Source organism: Achromobacter sp. 18P8.1.1, assembly GCF_057799415.1.
In genome coordinates this window covers 86,100-105,308 of record NZ_JBYOKH010000015.1, presented here as the reverse complement: position 1 = coordinate 105,308, position 19,209 = coordinate 86,100, and the positions used below count along the sequence as shown (strand labels likewise).

Genomic DNA, 19,209 nt, shown 5'->3' with positions numbered 1-19,209 from the left:
TTGCCGGCACGCCGGCACGCGGCGCCTTGCCTATGCCAAAATCGCGCCCATGCCGATCGATAACCGCCTCGTTCCCCACGCCCTCGCCGCCCAGACGGCGCAACTTCCCGACGCCTGGGCCGCCGCCTTCGGCAACCGTGCCGTCGCCGACGCGCTGGCCGCGGTCACCGCCCACGTCGAAAAGCGCCTTGCCGAAGGCACGGTGGTCTATCCCGCCACGCCGTTCCGGGCCCTGCACGGGCTGGCGCCGTCGGACGTGCGCGTGGTGATCCTGGGGCAAGACCCGTATCACGGCGCGGGCCAGGCCCAGGGCCTGGCGTTTTCGGTGCCCGACGATTGCAAGCGTCCGCCCAGCCTGCGCAACATCTTCAATGAAATTGCACACGAGTTCCCGGGCACCCCCGTCCCGGCGGGCAACGACCTGAGCCCCTGGGCGGACCAGGGCGTGTTGCTCCTGAACACCGCACTGACGGTGGAAGACGGCCAGCCCGCCTCCCACGCCAAGCGCGGCTGGGAGACCGTGACTGACGCCCTGATTTCGCTGGTCGCCCGCGACCCGTCGCCCAAGGCCTTCCTGCTGTGGGGCGCCCATGCCCAGGCCAAGCGGATGTTGCTGCCCGACAACAGCGGCCACCTCGTCCTGATGTCCAATCATCCCTCCCCGCTTTCCGCCCGGCGGCCCCCAGTGCCTTTTCTGGGCTGCGGCCACTTCCGGGCGACCAACGACTGGCTCGTCGACCAAGGGAAAAACCCTATTGATTGGGGACTGGACAAAAAAATAATTCCCTTGCAAGGCGAATTCGGGTTATGATCGCCGCACTGCACAAAACGAGTTCGGCATTTACCGCCTTGATTTAGCGGAATTTTTTGCAGTCTGCCGGGCAGCCTACGCCCCGGCCCCATGCCGAACTATCATCGATTCCTGACCTCCTTTCCTTTCGCCCTGCGTTCCACTCTGTATACGAGAACGCGCCACGCGCACGGTTGATTCGGTCGGCACGATGCTCCATCAACCGTCGCCTGGATCCGGCCGCCTAATCCCCTGGCCCGACCAAGCACTGCGTCGCATTGATTGCGGCAAGGGAAAGTAATGTCTTTCGAAAACCTGGGTCTTGCACCCGCTCTGTTGTCGGCCGTTCAAGAAGCTGGCTTCAGCACCCCCACCTCCGTCCAAGCCGCTGCCATTCCGCAAGCGCTGGCCGGTCACGACCTGATGGTGTCCTCGCAGACGGGCAGCGGCAAGACCGCCGCCTTCATGCTGCCGGCCCTGCACCGTATTGCCCAGATGCCCGCCAACAAGGGCGTCGGCGTGCAAGTGCTGGTGCTGACCCCGACCCGCGAACTGGCTCTGCAAGTCACCGAAGCGACCGAAACGTATGGCCGCAAGCTGGCCGACCTGCGCACCGCCACCGTCGTGGGCGGCATGCCTTACGGCGCGCAACTCAAGGCGCTGTCGCGCCGCGTTGACGTGCTGGTCGCCACTCCCGGCCGCCTGATCGACCACCTGCAATCGGGCCGCGTCAAGCTGAACACCGTGCACACGCTGGTGCTCGACGAAGCCGACCGCATGCTGGACATGGGCTTCATCGAAGATATCGAAACCATCGTCAGCCGCCTGCCGGAAGATCGCCAAACGCTGCTGTTCTCGGCCACGCTGGACGGCACGATCGCCAAGCTGGCTGCCAAAATGATGCGCGACCCGCAGCGTATCGAAATGGCCGGCGCCAAGGAAAAGCACACCAACATCACGCAAAGCCTGCTGTACGCGGACGATGCCAGCCACAAGATGCAGCTGCTGGATCACGTGCTGCGTGACGCCAAGCTGGACCAAGCCATTGTCTTCACGTCGACCAAGCGCGGCGCCGATGACCTGGCCGACCGCCTGGCCGACCAAGGCTTTGCCGCCGCTGCCCTGCACGGCGACATGAACCAGCGCCAACGCACCCGTACGCTGTCGCAACTGCAACGCGGCCAGCTGCGTATCCTGGTTGCCACCGACGTGGCTGCCCGCGGCATCGACGTGCAAGGCATCAGCCACGCCGTCAACTTCGACCTGCCGATGCAAGCCGAAGACTACGTGCACCGTATCGGCCGTACCGGCCGCGCCGGCCGCAGCGGCCTGGCGTTCACGCTGGCGACGCACTCCGAGCGCCACAAGGTTCGCCGTATCGAGCACTACATCGGCCAATCGATCACGCCTGAAGTGATCGCCGGCCTGGAACCCAAGCGCACGCCGCGTCCGTCGGCTGGCGGCAGCGGCGCCCCGCGTGGCGGCAAGCCGTTCGGCAAGCGTCCTGGCGGCTTCGGTGGTTCGCGTCATGAAGGCGGCTACCAAGGCAACCGTGAAAACCGTTCGTTCGGCGGCCCGCGTGACGGCGCCCCGCGTGGCGAGTTCAAGCCGCGTGAAGGCGGTTACCAAGGCAATCGCGACGGTGCGCCGCGCGAAGGCGGCTACCAAGGCAATCGTCCTTTCGGCGACCGCCCGGCCCGTTCGTTCAGCGACCGCCCCAGCTTCGGTGATCGTCCCCAGCGCGAAGGCGGCTACCAGGGCAATCGTCCCTTCGGCGACCGTCCCCAGCGTGAAGGCGGCTTCCGTGGCGGCGACCGCGATGCGCGTCCCAGCTTCGGCGGCGACCGTCCTAGCTTCGGTGATCGTCCCCAGCGCGATGCCCGCCCGTTCAGCGAGCGTGCTCCCCGTGAAGGCGGTTTCCGCGGCGGTGACCGTGATGCCCGTCCGAGCTTCAGCGATCGTCCCAGCTTCGGCGACCGTCCCCAGCGCGAAGGCGGCTTCCGCGGCGGCGACCGTCCGGAAGGTGGTTTCCGTGGCGCCAAGCCCTCGTTCGACAAGCGCCCCGGCGGCCCCGCCAAGCGCTTCGCCAAGCCGGCTGACCGCCGCGGCTAATTCGCCCGCTTGACCCCAAACAAACCCCGCGCCTGTCGCGGGGTTTGTCTTTTCAGGCCGGCAAACGCGCGCAGCAGGGCCGTTCTTTTTTTGGGAAAATGCCGCAATGACCACGCCTTCTTCGACCATGCAACGCCCCGCTCCCGCCAATCTTCCCCCGCTGTCCACCGCCGCCCAGGAACATAGCGACGCCGCTGCCGCGCACCTGCGCGCCGCGATCACGGCCAACGGCGGCTGGCTGCCGTTCGACCACTGGATGGCGGAAGCGCTGTATGCGCCCGGCCTGGGCTATTACGCCGCCGGCAACGTGAAGCTGGCCGACGGCGACGACGACGCCAAGACGCCCGCGGGCGACTTCGTCACCGCGCCGCAACTGACGCCGTTATTCGCCCACACGATGGCCCGGCAGGCGGCCCAGGTGCTGCGTCAGACGCAGACGCAGGCCGTGCTGGAATTCGGCGCGGGCACCGGCGCGCTGGCCGAAGGCGTGCTGCGCGAGCTGGATGCGATGGGGCTGGACCAGACCCGGTACCTGATCCTGGAAGTGTCCGCAGACCTGCGCGCCCGCCAGGCGGCGCGCCTGGCGCCGTTCGGCGATCGCGTGCAATGGCTGGACGCGCTGCCCAATGCGTTCGCGGGCTGCGTGCTGGCCAACGAAGTGCTGGATGCGATGCCCGTATCGCTGTTCACCTGGGACGCTGCCGGCGCCGTGCAGGAACGCGGCGTGGCGCTGGATGCCGACGGGGGATTCATCTGGGAAGACCGCCCCGCCCCGGTCGCGCTGGCCTCGGCCGTTGCCGCACGCATGCCGGCCTTGCCGGGCTACGTGTCCGAGATCAATCTGCAAGGCGAGGCGTGGATCGCCGCGATGGGCAGCTGGCTGGAGCGCGGCGCGGCACTGCTGGTGGACTATGGTTTCCCCCGCAGCGAGTACTACCATCCGCAGCGCGCAGGCGGCACGCTCATGTGCCATCTGCGCCACCATGCGCATGGCGACCCTTTCACCGCGCCGGGTCTGCAGGACATCACCGCGCACGTGGATTTCACCGCCATGGCCGACGCGGCGCTGGAATCCGGCTTGCAGGTGCTGGGCTACACGTCGCAGGCCCGCTTCCTCATGAACGCCGGCCTGATGGACTTGCTGGCCCAGCTGGACCCGTCCGACGCGCAGCAGTACGCGCAAGCCGTGGCGCCGGTTCAGAAGCTGCTGTCGGAAGCCGAAATGGGCGAACTCTTCAAGGTGCTGGCCGTGGGCCGAGGAGTGACCGAGCCGCTGGCCGGGTTCTCGCGCGGCGACCGGCTGGGCAAGCTGTAGCGCTGGGCGGGCCGGGCGGCCTCAGCCCGCCTGCAGCTGTTCCAAACGTTCAAGGCGCGCCTGGCGCACGCTGTCCTTGATGCGGGCCGGGTCGCCCGCACAGGCGCGGGCAATCGCCCCCGCGTCCACGCCGCGTACGGCGTCCGCACGCGACTGCCAGGCGGCCATGTCCACGGGTTGCAAGACCGAAGCCGTCTTCAAGAGATCGAAGAAACGTTCGGGTTTGCGCAGCGCGTCGGCGCGCTCCATCAGCGCCAGCTGCGTATCCGCGCCGCCCCCTTCGGCGGCGTCCAGGCCCGCCAGCACCTCGGGCAGCAGGCGGGCGTAATCATTGCATTCGGTGGGCACGCGCATGCGCCGGCCCAGCGCCTCGCGGTCGGGTGTCAGCCGGCACAGCAAGGCATAGCGCCCCGCCAACGACAGGGACTGCGCCGCTGCGCGGTCCACGTCGGCGCCCACTTCATTCACGCCTTGCAGTTCGGGCATCACGCGGGCGAGCGCGCCGGAATCCTGCAGCACGCCCAGCATGCGCGACGGGTTCTTCGCCATCAGGCCGCGCGACAATTCCTTCCAGACGCGCTCGGCCACCAGGGCGTCAGCCTCGCCGGCGTCCACCATGCGCCGGCACAGGGCCAGCGTTTCGGGGGCCACGGTGAAGTCGGGAAAGCGCGCCGCGAAGCGGCCCAGCCGCAAGATGCGCACCGGGTCTTCTTCGAATGCTTCGCCCACGTGGCGAAAGACGCGCGCGCGCACGTCGGCCTCGCCGCCCAGGGGATCGACCCGTTCGCCGTCCAGCGTCTGGGCGATGGCGTTGACGGTCAGGTCGCGGCGGCGCAGGTCTTCTTCCAGCGTCACGTCGGCGCCGGTGTAGAACGTGAACCCCTTGTAGCCGCGGCCGGACTTGCGTTCGGTGCGCGCCAGCGCGTATTCCTCTTTGGAGCGCGGGTGCAGGAACACCGGAAAATCGCCGCCGACCGGGATGAATCCACGGCGGACCATGTCTTCGGGCGTGGCGCCCACCACGACCCAGTCGTGGTCGCCCGGCGGCAGGCCGAGCAGCGCGTCGCGCACCGCCCCGCCCACGATATAGACCTGCAAGCCGTCGACGGCCGGATCCCGCGTCATGGAATCGACGTGCTCTCGGCGCCGATCGGCACGATATTGCCCAGCCGTTCCTTCAGGGACTGCGACTGCCCGCTGAACATCGCCGCGTAATAGACCGCGTTGGACATCACGTTCTTCACGTAGGTACGCGTCTCGTTGAACGGAATGGTCTCGGCGAAGATAGCGCCTTCGACCGGATGCGTGAACGTCGAGCGCCAGTTGTGCGGCCGCCGCGGACCGGCGTTGTAGCCGGCGCTGGCCAGCATCTGCGACCCGTTCAGGTCGCGCAGCACCATGTTCAGGTAATTGGTGCCCAGCACGGTGTTGGTGTCGAAGTCGTTGACGCTGGCCGGGGTGAAATCGGTCATGCCGATCTTGCCCGCGACCCATTTGGCGGTGGCCGGCATCAGCTGCATCAGACCCGAGGCGCCCACATGCGAGCGCGCGTCCATGATGAAACGCGATTCCTGGCGGATCAGGCCGTAGACCCAGGCAGGATCCAGCGCGATGGCGTTGGCCTTGGCGGTGACGCGGCCCTCGAACGGCGCGATAAAGCGCTGGCTGAAGTCGAATTCCTTTTCCGTGCGGTCGGACGTGTTGACGACGCGGTCGTAGATGTTTTCGGCGCGAGCCAGCTCGGCGGCCGCGATCAACTGGCGGTCGCTCATGCCGCGCAACGTGAAGTTCCATTCGGGCACGGCTTCGCCGCGCCAGCCCAGGCGGAACAGCTGCACGGCACGCTGCAGGCCGGGATTGGCGCGAGCCTCGGCGATTTCGCGGTCGCTGACGGGTGCGGGGCGCGGCGGCACATTGATGCGGCGGCCCAGTTCCTCGGCGGACAACTGGCCGTAGAAATCGAAGCGGTCGGCGATGCTGGCGTACAGGGTGTTGGCCTGGTCCTTGCGGCCGGTCGCGGCCAGGCCGCGCGCCTTCCAGTACACCCAGGAGGGGTCATCGCGCTGCGACGCGGGCATCTCGTCGATGGATTCAATGACCCACTTCCAGTCGATCTTCGGTTGGCGCAGCGCGGCGCGCACCTTCCAGCCGGCGTTGTAGTCCGTCATGCGGATATGGCCGGCTTCGTGATACCAGTCGTCGGCGCGGCTATCCAGCTTCAAGGCGGCCATCAGCGCGTACTGCCCGCGCACCCAGGCCAGGTTCGGCTTGGACATGGACTTGGCCCATTCGCGGCGCAGATAGGAATCGGCCACACTGACGTCCGAACGCGCCAGGCGAGCCAGCGCGATGGTCACCAGCTCTTTTTCGTTGCGACCCACCGGCATGCGGTCTTGCCGCGTCAGCCACTTCATCGGATCCTTCATCAGAAGGTCGTAGGTTTTGATGTCGCGCGCCTCGAACATGTATTGCACGAGCTTGCGCGCGTCGGCCGTCTTGTCGGCCTCGATGGCGTCGCGCAGTTGCGGCTCCAGCTGTTCCCAGCCCAGGATGCTGTCGGCCACCAACTGGTCATACAGCGCCCAGCAGGCGCCGCCCGGCGCGAACACCGCCGTGGCTTGCGCCGCCGTGGCGCGCTGGCCGGTCATGTGCTTGGCGTCCAGGATGGCGCATTCAATCTGCGCGTTGCTGTTCTTCACGGGCGCCAGCTTGCGCACGGTCTCGAAATCGCCGCTGCGCGCGGCCGCCAGCAGCCAGTCGCCGCGCAGGCGGTCGGCCAGGTAGGCGTCGCCGTTGCTGCTGATGAAGCGCTGCAGCTCGGCCGTGGGCCGGCCCGTGGCGGGCGGGGTCCAGAGCTGATAGCGCAGCAACCAGTATTCGGGGTACATGCCCAGCGTGTCAGGCTTGGCCTGCGGTACCAGCGCGCCCAGCACGGACCACTGCTTGCGGTTCATGGCTTCGCGCGCGGCCACGACGGCGGCGAGAGCGGGTGTGTCGGCGGTGGGCGGCAGGCCGGCCAACACGGCGGGCGGCACCGAGATGATGGGTTGCGTCGCCTGGACGGCGGGTTGCGGCTGGGGATTGACGGCGGCGCTGCGCTGTTGCGCGTCAACCGGCGCACAGGCGGCGGTGAACAGGGCCAGCAGCGGCAGCCAGCGGCGCAGCCCCGCACGGGGGTCCGAAGCGACGGCGCCGCCCGGGGATTTCCGGCCGGTTTTCTGATACCGTCGGACTTGCAGAATCTGTGTCATGCCGCGTCCCTCATTTGCCGTCATACACCGGCCCTGCACGCCGGCATGCCGACTGGCGTTTCAGATTCCTGCATGCCCGATTCCAGCATGTTCGCCTTCATTGTCCACCCCCATCACAGCCACTGCATGACTACGCAAAATACTCCAGAGGATACCGCAGTCCAGCACCGCACGCGATTGCGGAAACTGCGTGCCGAAATGCCCGAAGACCAGCGCAGCCGTGGCGGTTTGCTGATGCGTGCGCGTCTGTTCACCTGGCTGAATGTGGCGCGCGACGAAGCGGCCCGAGCCGGCCGTCCGGCGCCTGCCACCGTGGCTGCTTTCTGGCCCATGGCGGACGAGCCCGACCTGCGCCCCCTGCTGTCTCAATGGGTGGAAAACGGCGTCGCGGTGGCGTTGCCCGTGGTGCGCGAACGCAACGCCCCCCTCGCCTTCCTGCCCTGGACCCCTGATGCGGAACTGCGCGCCGGCCCCTACGGCATCCAGGAACCTGTGGCTGGCGCCGAAGTCCTGCCCGACGTGGTTCTGGTGCCGACGCTCGGTTACACGGATCAGGGTGACCGCCTGGGTTACGGCGGGGGCTATTACGACCGCACCCTGGCAGCGCTGCGCGAACGCGGCCACCCGTTCGTCACGATCGGCATCGCCTGGAGCTGCGGCGAACTGGACGCCGACTATGTCCCGGCCGCGCACGACTACCCGCTGGACGCCGTGCTGACGCAGGACGGCTGGGTGCCGCATGCGCCGCTGGAACAAGGCGCCACGAACGGCACCACGCTACACACGTACCGGATGAACTGACGCACCAGATAGGCCCGGCGGAATGCACCAATACGGTGCATACAGTACCGCTGGTGCCCTACGCGCGGCGGGGGATGGCGTTTCGGCGCCCTTGGGAGGATATTGTGCCCAAGGCCCCGGCTTGCCCGAAAAGCTGGCATGCGGGTTGCTTATTCTTTGGGACTGGCCACGTATCGGCCGGGTAATGACCGTGTGCAAGGCCGCCGCCTGCCGGCTGGCCGCAGCACCCAGCATCGGAGGAGCCATGAAGGACAGATCATCCCGTCCAGCCGCTTTTGACGAAATGCGCGACAGCGCCGGCGGCATACGCTCCCAATACCAGGCCTTCGAGCGCTGGCACCAAGAGCAATCGGCCGAAGCCATGGCCGTGCGACGGCTCGAAGCCGACCTGAGTTTCCGCCGCGTCGGCATCACTTTTTCGGTCGCCGGCGACGCCGCCGGCACCGAACGCCTGATCCCATTCGACCTGATCCCCCGGATCATCCCCGCCGACGAATGGCGCCACCTGGAAGCCGGCTTGAAGCAGCGCGTGCGCGCGCTGAACATGTTCATCCATGACATCTACCATGGCCACGACATCGTGCGCGCGGGCATCGTGCCGGCCGAACAGGTGTTCCTGAATGCCCAGTACCGCCCCGAAATGCAGGACGTGGACGTGGCGGAAGACATCTACTGCCACATCGCCGGCGTGGACATCGTGCGCGCGGGCGCGGGCGAGTTCTACGTGCTGGAAGACAATCTGCGGGTACCCTCCGGCGTGTCCTACATGCTTGAGAACCGCAAGATGTCGATGCGCTTGATGCCGGACGCGTTCAGCCGCATCAAGGTCGAACCGGTGGCGCACTATCCCGACCTGCTGCTGGACAACCTGCGCGAGGTCGCCCCGCACGGCGGCGACGACCCCACCGTGGTGGTGCTGACGCCCGGCATGTACAACTCGGCCTACTTCGAGCATGCCTTCCTGGCCCAGCAGATGGGCGTGGAACTGGTCGAAGGCCAGGATCTCTTCGTGGAGCAAAACACCGTCTACATGCGCACCACGCAAGGCCCGCGCAAAGTGGACGTGATCTACCGCCGGCTGGACGACGACTTCCTCGATCCCCTGTCGTTCCGCGCCGATTCGGCGCTTGGCGTGCCGGGTCTCTTGTCGGTGTACCGCGCCGGTCGCGTGACGCTTGCCAACGCCATCGGCACCGGCATCGCGGACGACAAGTCCACCTACCTTTACGTGCCGGACATGATCCGGTTCTATCTCAGCGAAGAGCCCATCCTGTCGAACGTGCCGACCTGGCGTTGCGGGCGGCCCGACGAACTGTCCCACGTGCTGGCGAACATGCACGACCTGGTGGTCAAGGAAGTGCACGGCGCAGGCGGCTACGGCATGCTGGTCGGCCCCTCCTCCACGCGCGCCGAAGTCGATGCGTTCAAGGACCGCGTGCGCGCCAACCCCGCCAACTACATCGCGCAGCCGACGCTGGCGCTGTCCACCATCCCCACCTATGTGGAATCGGGCGTTGCGCCGCGGCACGTGGACCTGCGTCCCTACGTGCTGTGCGGCAAGGACATCCGCACCGTGCCCGGCGGCCTGTGCCGCGTGGCGCTGACCGAGGGCTCACTAGTGGTCAACAGCAGCCAGGGCGGCGGCACCAAAGACACCTGGGTTCTGGAGGACTGAACATGCTGAGCCGAACCGCCGACAACCTGTTCTGGATGTGCCGCTACACCGAACGCGCCGAGAACACCGCGCGCATGCTGGACGTGAACCTGCAGATGTCACTGCTGCCGCAAGACACGCAGACGCGCGAGGGCTCGTGGCTGGGCGTGCTGCGCATCTCTGAACTGCAGGGCCTGTACCAGAGCAAGTACGCGGCCATCTCGCCGCACGACGTGCTGCAGTACATGGTGCGCGACCCCGAAAACCCCTCGTCCATCTATTCGTGCATGCGTGCCGCCCGCGAGAATGCGCGCGCGGTGCGCGGCAGCCTGACGACCGAAGTCTGGGAGACCTACAACACCACCTGGCTTGAACTGCTCAAGCACCTGCACACCGGCCTGCTGGAGCGCAACCCGGGCGAATTCTTCGAATGGGTGAAGTTCCGTTCGCACCTGGCGCGCGGCGTCACCATCGGCACCATGCTGGAGGACGAAGCGCTGTACTTCCTGCGCATCGGCATGCACCTGGAACGCGCCGACAACACCGCCCGCATGCTGGACGTGAAGTTCCATGAACGGGGCGGCAACGGGTCGCAGAGCGCGTCGCAGAGCGGCACGCAAGAGGCGCGCCCCGAACCGAGCGGCACCGCCGCGCTGCAAAGCGAGTTCTACCGCTGGTCCGCCCTGCTGAGTTCGGTGTCCGGGCTGGAGATCTACCGCAAGGTGTACCGCGACGTGATCACGCCGGACCGCGTGGCCGAACTGCTGATCCTGCACGGCGACATGCCGCGTTCGCTGCTGGCGTCGATGCGGGCGGTGGCCGACGATCTGGCGCGCGTCTCCAACCAGCGCTCGACCGAAACGCAACGCCGCGCCGGCATGCTGTGCGCCGAACTGCAATACGGCCGCGTCGAGGACATCCTCGACAGCGGGCTGCACCAGTATCTGGACCACTTCCTGGACCGCATCAACGACCTGGGCAACCGGATCAGCCAGGACTTCCTGGTCCCGCTGTCGGCATAACACGGAGACAGCAATGAAACAGTTCATCACCCACGTCACCCATTACCGCTACACCGCGCCAGTCACCTACAGCATTCAGACGCTGCGGCTGACGCCGCGCGACGACGAGCACCAGCGCGTGCTGCGCTGGCACATCGAAGCGCCCGGCGCGCTGGAAAAGCAGGTGGACGCCTACGGCAACATCACGCACACGCTGACGCTGAACCACCCGCATACCGACATCGAGCTGCGCGTGGTCGGGCAGGTGCAGGTCGCGCCGCTTGCGCGCGGCTTGCTGGGCGGCGAGGACAGCCGCCTGCCCGTGCATGCCTATTGTGTGCAGACGCCGCTGACGCAGGCCGACGACACGATCATGGCCTTCGTACGCGAGGTCTTGCCCGGCGGGCTGACGACGCCGGACGACATCCTGGCGCTCGCCAACGCCATCAGTGACCGCGTGGCCTACGAACCGGGCACGACCGATGTGACCACGGCGGCGAGCCAGGTGCTGACCATGGGCCATGGCGTCTGCCAGGACCACGCCCACCTGTTCCTGGCCTGCGTGCGCGGCCTGGGCGTGCCCGCCCGCTACGTCAGCGGCTACGTGCACACCACGACCGAACACTCGGCAAGCCACGCCTGGGCCGATGTCTGGCTGGCCGACATCGGCTGGACCAGCGTCGACATCACCAACCGCCAGTTCGCCTCGGACAGCCATTGCCGGCTGGCCGTGGCGCGCGACTATGACTCGGCCTCGCCGGTGCGCGGCGTGCGCAGCGGCGGCGGCGAGGAATCCATGGAGATCAGCGTGCAGGTCCAGACCTCCGGGCAGCAATAACCGCCGCACCCGCGCCGCAATACAATGCGGCGTGGTTTTTTCAAATTTTCGATCATGACTTACTGCGTAGCAGCCCGCCTCGATGCCGGCTTGGTTTTCCTGTCTGATTCCCGCACCAACGCGGGCGTCGACCAGATCAGCGTCTTTCGCAAGATGACCGTCTTCGAGCGCCCGGGCGAGCGCGTCATGGTCCTGATGACCTCGGGCAACCTGGCGGTCAGCCAGGCCGTGCTGCATGTGCTGACCCGCCAGCACGACGAAGGCGGCGACACCATCTGGAATGCGGCCGACCTGTTCGAGGCCACCCGCTGCGTCGGCGCCGCCGTGCGCGAGGTCTATCAACGCGAAGCCCCCGCCCTGCACGAGCAAGGCGTGGACTTCAACGTCAGCATGATTTTCGGGGGACAGATAGGCACCGAGCGCTGCCGGCTGTTCCAGGTGTATTCGGCCGGCAACTTCATCGAAGCCGGCCAGGAATGCCCGTACTTCCAGATCGGCGAAGCCAAGTACGGCAAGCCCATCCTGGACCGCGTGCTGCGTCCGGACACCTCGCTGGACGAAGCCGCCAAGTGCGCGCTGATCTCAATGGACTCCACGCTGCGCTCGAATATTTCGGTGGGCCTGCCGCTGGACCTGCTGGTCTACGACACGAACGCGCTGCGCGTCACGCACTTCGCCAGCATCGACGAGCACAACGAGTACTTCCGCATGATCCGCGGCACCTGGGGCGAACGCCTGCGCCAGGTCTTCGCCGAAATCCCGGACCCGCTGTGGACCAACCCGGATGACCCCGGTTCGCTCGTGCCGCCCAGCCGCGTCCACCAGCCGCTGCGCATCGACCCCGTGAACGCCCCGCAGCCCAGCTACCCGACCCCGCAAGTGCTGGCTGAGGATCCGGGCAAGGATCAGGCGAATTAAGGCAGGACCGACGTCGACCGCTTTCGGCTACTGCCGGATACGCTGGGTTCGGATTCGGTCTGATAACGACGATGTTGACTGCTGCGTGGGCAATTCTGCGACCTTACCGCTTGCACCGAAGCCTCGGATTCACCTAAAGTCTTCTCAACGCATATGCTCGTCATGTGCCCACCTTCCGAGGCCCGCGCAAGCAATTGTCGCGGGCTTTCGTGTCTTTGCTCGACAGAATGCGCCCGCATGGGAAGGGCAATGGTGACATTTCCGCGCGCTGGCGCAAACCTCCTCATTTTCCGAAAAAAGGAGCGCAACTCTACACTGTCAAGAATGTGGAGAAGTATCGACAGCTGAGGACTGGCACCGCACGTTTGCTCAATCAGCTAAGGCAGTTCGGCGGCCATGTGATCTATGGCGGCGAGCACAAAACGACCGACACCGCAGCCCACGAGCCCGCAAAGGTCTTCAGGCATCATCTGCTGCAACTCGTCCGTCAGGCAGACCAGTTTTGTGCTGCGCGAGACGCCACGTTCATGGTGTTGCTCGATGAACAGCAAGCCGGCAGCGTCTGGCGAGAAACGAATGTGGAGGCCTGCACGCTCGCAATGTTCGCCGCCGAAACAGACCGGTGCAGAGCACTGGTCGAACCGCCGCTTCAAGGTGAAAGCCACCTATTCCAGACACTTCAATGCGCAGACTGGATATGTGGCCTTATCGGCAGGCTATGCGCCTATCAAGTGGAATCGAGCCAATATGACGATTGGGAAATTTTCCATCGTTATTTCCATGATCGCATGAAGGCCGCCGCATTGCCGTATAGCGGGCTGGATGCGCGGGGTATCGCGTAAACCCGCCTTTCCCGCTGCCGAAGCCCCGCTTGTGAAACGGCAAATTCTCATCCTTGGCATGACACGCCACACTGGCTGTGGTCCGCGATGCGTTCGCGGGTCCGAGAAAACCACAAGGAGCGAGACATGCCCCCAATTTTCGCGCACGCGGCGACGCGTGCCGCCTGGCCCATGCTGGCCCTGTCCTGCCTTGCCTGGGGTTCCGCCAGCGCGCAAGGCGCGTATCCGAACCATCCCATTTCGCTTGTCGTGCCGTTCGCGGCGGGCGGCCCGACGGACGTGGTCGCGCGCAGCCTGGGCGCCTCCATGGCCAAGACGCTGGGCCAAAGCATCATCATTGAAAACCGCACGGGCGCGGGCGGCACGTTGGCATCCCAGCACGTCGCGCGCGCGGCGCCTGACGGCTATACCTTCCTGATCCACCACAACGGCATGGCCACGGCGCCGGCGCTGTACCGCAAGCTGTCGTTCAATCCGCTGACGGACTTTGCGTATGTCGGCCAGGTGGCGGACGTGCCCATGACGCTGCTGGGCCGCAAGGACCTGCCCGCCGACGGCATGGCGGGCTTCATCAAGTACGCCAAAGAGAACGGCAATAAGGTCAACCTGGCCAACGCCGGACTGGGCGCCGTGTCGCAGCTGTGCGGCATGTTGCTGCAAGAGTCGCTAGGCGTGCAGTTCACGACCGTGCCCTACGCCGGTACGGCCCCGGCGATGACGGCACTGCTGGGCGGCCAGGTCGACGTGCTGTGTGACCAGACCACGCAGACCATCCCGCAGATCAAGGCGGAACGCGTGAAGCTGTATGGCGTCACGACGCTGGACCGCATCAAGGCGCTGCCGGATTCGCCGACCCTGCAGGAAGGCGGCTTGAAGGGCTTCGAGGTCAAGGTGTGGCACGGCGTCTATGCGCCCAAGGGCACGCCGCCCGAGGCCATCGCGAAGTTCAACGCGGCACTGCGCACGGCGCTCAAGGATCCGGCCTTCTCGCAGAAGATGGCCGAGCTGGGCGCCGAGATCGTGCCCGAATCCAAGCAGACGCCGGAAGGCCTGCAGACCTGGCTGCAATCCGAAGTCGACAAGTGGGGCGGCATCATCAGGAAGGTGGGCGTGTACGCGGATTGAACCTGGGCCCCCGCCCGATTCAGGCATAAAAAAAAGGCCGGCATTTCTGCCGGCCTTTCCCATTGCGTACGCGACGCAAGGACTACAGCGACAGCTCCTTCCACACCGCCAGCGGGGCTTCCGCGTGGTTCAAGGTGTAGAAGTGCAGGCCCGGCGCACCGTTGTCCAGCAGGGTCTGGCACAGCTCGGTGACGACGTCCACGCCGAAGGCGCGGATGGAAGCCTTGTCGTCGCCGAACTCCGCCAGGCGCAGGCGGATCCAGCGCGGCACTTCCGCGCCGCACATTTCGGAAAAGCGCAGCAACTGCGTGTGGTTCGTGATGGGCATGATGCCCGGCACGATCGGTACTCGCACGCCCTTGGCCTGAGCCCGGTCGACGAAGTCGAAGTAGGCATCGGCGTTGAAGAAGTACTGCGTGATGGCCGCGTCGGCGCCAGCCTTCACCTTGGCCACGAAATGGTCCAGGTCGGCCGACGGATTGGACGCCTGCGGATGCATTTCCGGATAGGCCGCCACTTCGATGTGGAACCAGTCGCCGGTCTCTTCACGGATGAACGAGACCAGTTCGTTGGCGTAGCGCAATTCGCCCGCATCGCCGCCCATGCCCGAAGGCAGGTCGCCGCGCAGGGCGACCACGCGCCGCACGCCTTCATGCTTGTAGGCCTGGAGGATGTCCCGCAGATCCTGGCGCGTGGCGCCCACGCACGACAAGTGGGGCGCGGCATCGCAACCCAGGTTGCGCAGCGTGCGCACGGCGTCTGCCGTGCCGGCGCGCGTGGAACCGCCCGCGCCGAAGGTCACGCTGACGTACTTGGGCTGGATCGCCAGCATCTGCTTGGCCGCGCGGACCAGCCGTTCCTGACCGGCCAAATCGCGCGGGGGAAAGAATTCCAGACTGAAGGCGGGAGAAGTCGAGTCGGACATTAGGGGATCAGTTTGGTAAGCAGACCAGAGATGATGCTGTACAGAATCGCACCGCCCACGGCCCACCAGAACCCGTTGACCTGGAAGCCCTTCAGCACGGAGCCGACGAACCAGAACAACAAGGCGTTGATGACGATGAGAAAGAGCCCGAGGGTGACGATCGTGATGGGCAGCGTCAGCAGCACAAGCACCGGTTTGACCAGCATATTCACCAGGCCCAGCACCAGCGCGGCGATCAGCGCAGATCCGAAGCTGGCCACGGCGATGCCGGGCAACAGGTAGGCAACGGCCAGCAGGGCCACTGCATTCAGGATCCAGACGAGTATCAAAGTCACCATGTTCGTTCTCCTGTATTAACGCTCCGCGGCCCCTTGATCGCCAGGCGAGCCCGGGGGAGCTCCGCGGTTCGGAAAGCCCGCGCCAACATGGCGCGGCACCTTCCTATTTTGCTACATGCATCAATAGCGGTAGTGGTTGGGCTTGAAGGGGCCTTCCACCGGCACGTTGATGTAGTCGGCCTGATCCTGGCGCAGCGTCGTCAGCTTCACACCCAGCTTCTTCAGGTGCAGGCGGGCGACCTTCTCGTCCAGGTGCTTGGGCAGCACGTAGACTTCGCCGGACTTGTACGCTTCGTTGCGCGTGAACAGCTCGATCTGGGCGATGGTCTGGTTAGCGAACGACGACGACATCACGAACGATGGGTGGCCGGTGGCGCAACCCAGGTTCACCAGGCGGCCTTGGGCCAGCAGGATGATGCGCTTGCCGTCCGGGAAGATCACGTGGTCGACTTGCGGCTTGATCTCTTCCCACTGGCAGTCGGCCAGGCCGGCGACGTCGATTTCGTTGTCGAAGTGGCCGATGTTGCAGACGATCGCCTGGTCCTTCATGGCGTTCATGTGCTCACGCGTGATGACGTGGTAGTTGCCGGTGGCGGTAACGAAGATGTCGCCGTGGGCGGCGGCTTCTTCCATCGTCACGACCTTGAAGCCTTCCATCGCGGCCTGCAAAGCGCAGATCGGGTCGACTTCGGTGACCCAGACTTGCGCGCGCAGCGCGACCAGCGCCTGGGCGCAGCCCTTGCCCACGTCGCCGTAGCCGGCCACGACGGCGATCTTGCCGGCGACCATGACGTCGGTGGCGCGCTTGATGCCATCCACCAGCGATTCGCGGCAGCCGTACAGGTTGTCGAACTTGGACTTGGTGACCGAGTCGTTGACGTTGATGGCGGCAAAGGCCAGCTCGCCCTTTTGCGACATCTGGTACAGGCGGTGCACGCCGGTCGTGGTTTCTTCCGTCACGCCTTTGATCAGCGCGAGGCGGGTCGAATACCACTTGGGATCACGCTTGAGCGTTTCCTTGATGGCGGCGAACAGGATGCGCTCTTCGTCGCTGCCCGGGTTGGCCAGCACCGAGAGATCCTTCTCGGCCTTGGTGCCCAAGTGCAGCATCAACGTGGCGTCGCCGCCGTCGTCGAGGATCATGTTGGCGTTCTGGCCGTTGGGCCATTCGAAGATCTTGTGGGTGTACTGCCAGTACTCTTCCAGCGTTTCGCCCTTGACGGCGAAGACCGGCGTGCCGGACGCGGCGATCGCGGCGGCGGCGTGGTCTTGTGTGGAGAAGATGTTGCACGAGGCCCAGCGCACTTCGGCACCCAGGGCAACCAGCGTTTCGATCAGCACGCCGGTCTGGATGGTCATGTGCAGGCTGCCGGCGATACGCGCGCCCTTGAGCGGCTGCGCAGCGGCGAATTCCTCGCGGATGGCCATCAGGCCAGGCATTTCGGTTTCGGCGATGGCCAGTTCGCGACGGCCCCAGCCTGCCAGCGACAGGTCGGCAACCAGGTAATCGGAGAAGGATTTATCAGTCACAGCGTTCATGGTGTGTGTAGGCTCCACGTGAATATCGAACGGCGCACGATATGGCCGGACAACGCGAATACACCACGACAGTCGAGTGCTCGCCTTTCCCGCCATATGCGACAAAGGTGAGCGCCGTTGCTGTAGCGACGCGCAGGGCGCGGCGCTTGAACAAGGATTCCTGAGCCTGGCGAGCCGGGTTCCGCGTGGCATGGCTGTTTTAGATCACAGCACGGCGGGAACCGCAGGGTCGTCGCAACGCTCCTCAGGATTGCGAAGGATTGTACCGGTTTGGGGTGCGGTGCGGAAACCCGTCCCCCAAAAATTCCCCCAAGCCTCACCCGGCGCGGGCCAGCGACGGCCGCGACGGCGCGCCCGCCACGAGCGGCACGAGGGAATCCAGCAGGTCCGACGCCACCGAATCCCAGCTGCGGGTCAACGCGTGCGCCCGCACCGCGTGGCGGTCCAGCGGCAGTGCGGCGCGGCAGGCGTGGGCCAGGTCATCGTCCAGGCAGCCGGTGACGCCCTGGGTTACGACCGCCAGCGGCGCCTCGCTGCGGAACGCCGCCACGGGGGTGCCGCAGGCCATCGCCTCCAGCATCACGAGGCCGAACGTGTCGGTCAGGCTGGGGAACACGAAGACGTCGGCGGCAGCGTAGAACCCTGGCAGCGCATCGTCCTGCTGCATGCCCAGGAACACCGCGCCGGGGAATTTCTTTTTCAGCCGCGCCTCGTCCGGGCCTGCGCCCACCACCACCTTGCTGCCCGCAAGCTCAAGCGAGAGGAAGGCATCCAGGTTCTTTTCCCGCGCGACGCGGCCCACGCTCAGGTAGACCGGCCGCGGCAGGTGCGCGAACGCCGCGCTGTCGGCCGGCTGGAATTTGCGCGGGTCCACGCCGCGCGACCAGACCCGCAGGTTCGCCAGCCCGCGCTGCACCAGGATGTCGCGGACCGTGGGGGTCGGCACCAGCACGCATTGCGAGGGCCGGTGGAACCACCGCAGATAGCGCCACGGCAAGGCCGCGGGGATGCCCATGCGCGCTTGCAGGTAGTCGGGGAACATCGTGTGGAACGAGGTGGTGAATTGCCAGCCCCGGGCCAGTGCCATCCGGCGCGCGGCCAGGCCCAGCGGGCCTTCGGTGGCGATGTGCAGCGCGTCAGGAATGGTGTCGCCCAGGATGCGCCGCAACTGGCGCCCCGGCTGCAGGCATAGCCGCAGGTCCGGCTCGGACGGGGCCGGAACGGTCCGGCTGCCCTGCGGGTTCACCACGATCAGCTCGTGGCCCCATTCACTCAGGATCTGCTGCATGGTCGTCCAGGTGCGGACGACGCCGTTGACTTGCGGATGCCAGGCATCCGTAACCAGGACGATGCGCATGATAGGGCCGGAAGTGGGCGATAACGCGATTTAGCCCGCGCGATATGACATGCCCAAGACGGCCGGAAAATCCAGGCCGCCGCCCGCGCTCAGTTGTTGCGCCGGGGATACCCTTGCGCCTTGATGCGGATCCAGACTTCGCGCTTTTCCTCTTCCGTCATGAACACCCAATTGGCGACTTCCATGGCAGTACGGCCGCAACCGCGGCAGATATCGTCGAACAGGGTCGAGCACACGGCCACGCAGGGGGAGTCGGTCGCCTTGAAGACGCGTTGGGCGTCTTCAGGCTCGGGCAATTCGGAAAGATCGGCGAAGTAACGATTCATGGGGCGAAGGTTAACACCAGGGGTGTGTCCCCTTTTGGATAGCCCTATCGCCCGCCGTGGCTTGATTGACAGCCGCC

Annotated in this window: 17 protein-coding genes and 1 riboswitch; of the genes, 10 read left to right on the top strand and 7 right to left on the bottom strand. The window is 66.1% G+C overall.

The window, feature by feature from the left end:
* Window positions 1–49 precede the first annotated feature (49 nt).
* The 3 genes from AC27VE_RS12390 (at window position 50) to AC27VE_RS12380 (ending at window position 4,217) form a co-directional block, all read left to right on the top strand.
* Window positions 50–811 (top strand): uracil-DNA glycosylase, encoded by a 762-nt coding sequence (locus AC27VE_RS12390; protein ID WP_488704004.1) that lies wholly within the window; start codon window positions 50–52, stop codon window positions 809–811.
* Between the two features lie 279 nt (window positions 812–1,090).
* Complete coding sequence (locus tag AC27VE_RS12385; protein WP_006224793.1) at window positions 1,091–2,902, top strand: DEAD/DEAH box helicase; 1,812 nt, start codon at window positions 1,091–1,093, stop codon at window positions 2,900–2,902.
* 106 nt (window positions 2,903–3,008) lie between these two features.
* Window positions 3,009–4,217: a class I SAM-dependent methyltransferase gene (locus AC27VE_RS12380; protein WP_488704003.1), complete on the top strand. Its 1,209-nt coding sequence runs from the start codon at window positions 3,009–3,011 to the stop codon at window positions 4,215–4,217.
* A 21-nt stretch (window positions 4,218–4,238) separates the two neighbouring features.
* Here the strand turns inward: AC27VE_RS12380 and AC27VE_RS12375 are convergent, their stop codons facing one another.
* Entirely contained in the window at window positions 4,239–5,342 is a 1,104-nt protein-coding gene (locus AC27VE_RS12375) for a tRNA nucleotidyltransferase/poly(A) polymerase-related protein (RefSeq protein ID WP_488704002.1), read from the bottom strand.
* Window positions 5,339–7,468 carry a lytic transglycosylase domain-containing protein gene (locus AC27VE_RS12370; protein WP_488704001.1) on the bottom strand — a complete coding sequence of 710 codons (2,130 nt, stop codon included), beginning with the start codon at window positions 7,466–7,468 and terminating at the stop codon, window positions 5,339–5,341. The genes AC27VE_RS12375 and AC27VE_RS12370 overlap by 4 nt, the downstream gene beginning before the upstream one ends.
* Window positions 7,469–7,594: 126 nt before the next feature.
* On the opposite strand from AC27VE_RS12370, the gene AC27VE_RS12365 reads away from it, so the two are divergent.
* From AC27VE_RS12365 to AC27VE_RS12335, 7 genes are all read left to right on the top strand, one after another.
* Window positions 7,595–8,269 (top strand): 5-formyltetrahydrofolate cyclo-ligase, encoded by a 675-nt coding sequence (locus AC27VE_RS12365; protein WP_488704000.1) that lies wholly within the window; start codon window positions 7,595–7,597, stop codon window positions 8,267–8,269.
* A 244-nt stretch (window positions 8,270–8,513) separates the two neighbouring features.
* Window positions 8,514–9,944, top strand: coding sequence for a circularly permuted type 2 ATP-grasp protein (locus AC27VE_RS12360; protein ID WP_488703999.1), 1,431 nt, complete (start codon window positions 8,514–8,516; stop codon window positions 9,942–9,944).
* A gap of 2 nt (window positions 9,945–9,946) precedes the next feature.
* Complete coding sequence (locus tag AC27VE_RS12355) at window positions 9,947–10,945, top strand: alpha-E domain-containing protein (protein ID WP_088588656.1); 999 nt, start codon at window positions 9,947–9,949, stop codon at window positions 10,943–10,945.
* A gap of 13 nt (window positions 10,946–10,958) precedes the next feature.
* Complete coding sequence (locus AC27VE_RS12350; protein WP_088588655.1) at window positions 10,959–11,762, top strand: transglutaminase family protein; 804 nt, start codon at window positions 10,959–10,961, stop codon at window positions 11,760–11,762.
* Window positions 11,763–11,816: 54 nt separating this feature from the next.
* Window positions 11,817–12,680 carry a proteasome-type protease gene (locus AC27VE_RS12345; RefSeq protein WP_427962317.1) on the top strand — a complete coding sequence of 288 codons (864 nt, stop codon included), beginning with the start codon at window positions 11,817–11,819 and terminating at the stop codon, window positions 12,678–12,680.
* Between the two features lie 209 nt (window positions 12,681–12,889).
* Window positions 12,890–13,522: a DUF3800 domain-containing protein gene (locus AC27VE_RS12340; RefSeq protein ID WP_488703998.1), complete on the top strand. Its 633-nt coding sequence runs from the start codon at window positions 12,890–12,892 to the stop codon at window positions 13,520–13,522.
* Between the two features lie 126 nt (window positions 13,523–13,648).
* Window positions 13,649–14,647, top strand: coding sequence for a tripartite tricarboxylate transporter substrate-binding protein (locus tag AC27VE_RS12335; protein WP_488703997.1), 999 nt, complete (start codon window positions 13,649–13,651; stop codon window positions 14,645–14,647).
* Window positions 14,648–14,729: 82 nt separating this feature from the next.
* Here the strand turns inward: AC27VE_RS12335 and metF are convergent, their stop codons facing one another.
* The 5 genes from metF to AC27VE_RS12310 form a co-directional block, all read right to left on the bottom strand.
* The gene (metF, locus tag AC27VE_RS12330; protein WP_088588652.1) at window positions 14,730–15,572 is read right to left on the bottom strand and encodes a methylenetetrahydrofolate reductase [NAD(P)H]; all 843 of its coding nucleotides are present in this window, start codon (window positions 15,570–15,572) and stop codon (window positions 14,730–14,732) included.
* The gene (locus AC27VE_RS12325; RefSeq protein WP_006224804.1) at window positions 15,572–15,907 is read right to left on the bottom strand and encodes a phage holin family protein; all 336 of its coding nucleotides are present in this window, start codon (window positions 15,905–15,907) and stop codon (window positions 15,572–15,574) included. Before AC27VE_RS12325 ends, metF begins: the two co-directional genes overlap by 1 nt.
* Before the next feature lie 123 nt (window positions 15,908–16,030).
* The gene (gene ahcY / locus AC27VE_RS12320) at window positions 16,031–17,449 is read right to left on the bottom strand and encodes an adenosylhomocysteinase (RefSeq protein WP_006224805.1); all 1,419 of its coding nucleotides are present in this window, start codon (window positions 17,447–17,449) and stop codon (window positions 16,031–16,033) included.
* A gap of 102 nt (window positions 17,450–17,551) precedes the next feature.
* A riboswitch (S-adenosyl-L-homocysteine riboswitch) is annotated at window positions 17,552–17,701 on the bottom strand.
* Window positions 17,702–17,765: 64 nt separating this feature from the next.
* The gene (locus tag AC27VE_RS12315; RefSeq protein ID WP_424624612.1) at window positions 17,766–18,806 is read right to left on the bottom strand and encodes a glycosyltransferase family 4 protein; all 1,041 of its coding nucleotides are present in this window, start codon (window positions 18,804–18,806) and stop codon (window positions 17,766–17,768) included.
* 89 nt (window positions 18,807–18,895) lie between these two features.
* Window positions 18,896–19,132 (bottom strand): DUF1289 domain-containing protein, encoded by a 237-nt coding sequence (locus AC27VE_RS12310; RefSeq protein ID WP_006224807.1) that lies wholly within the window; start codon window positions 19,130–19,132, stop codon window positions 18,896–18,898.
* Window positions 19,133–19,209: the final 77 nt, after the last annotated feature.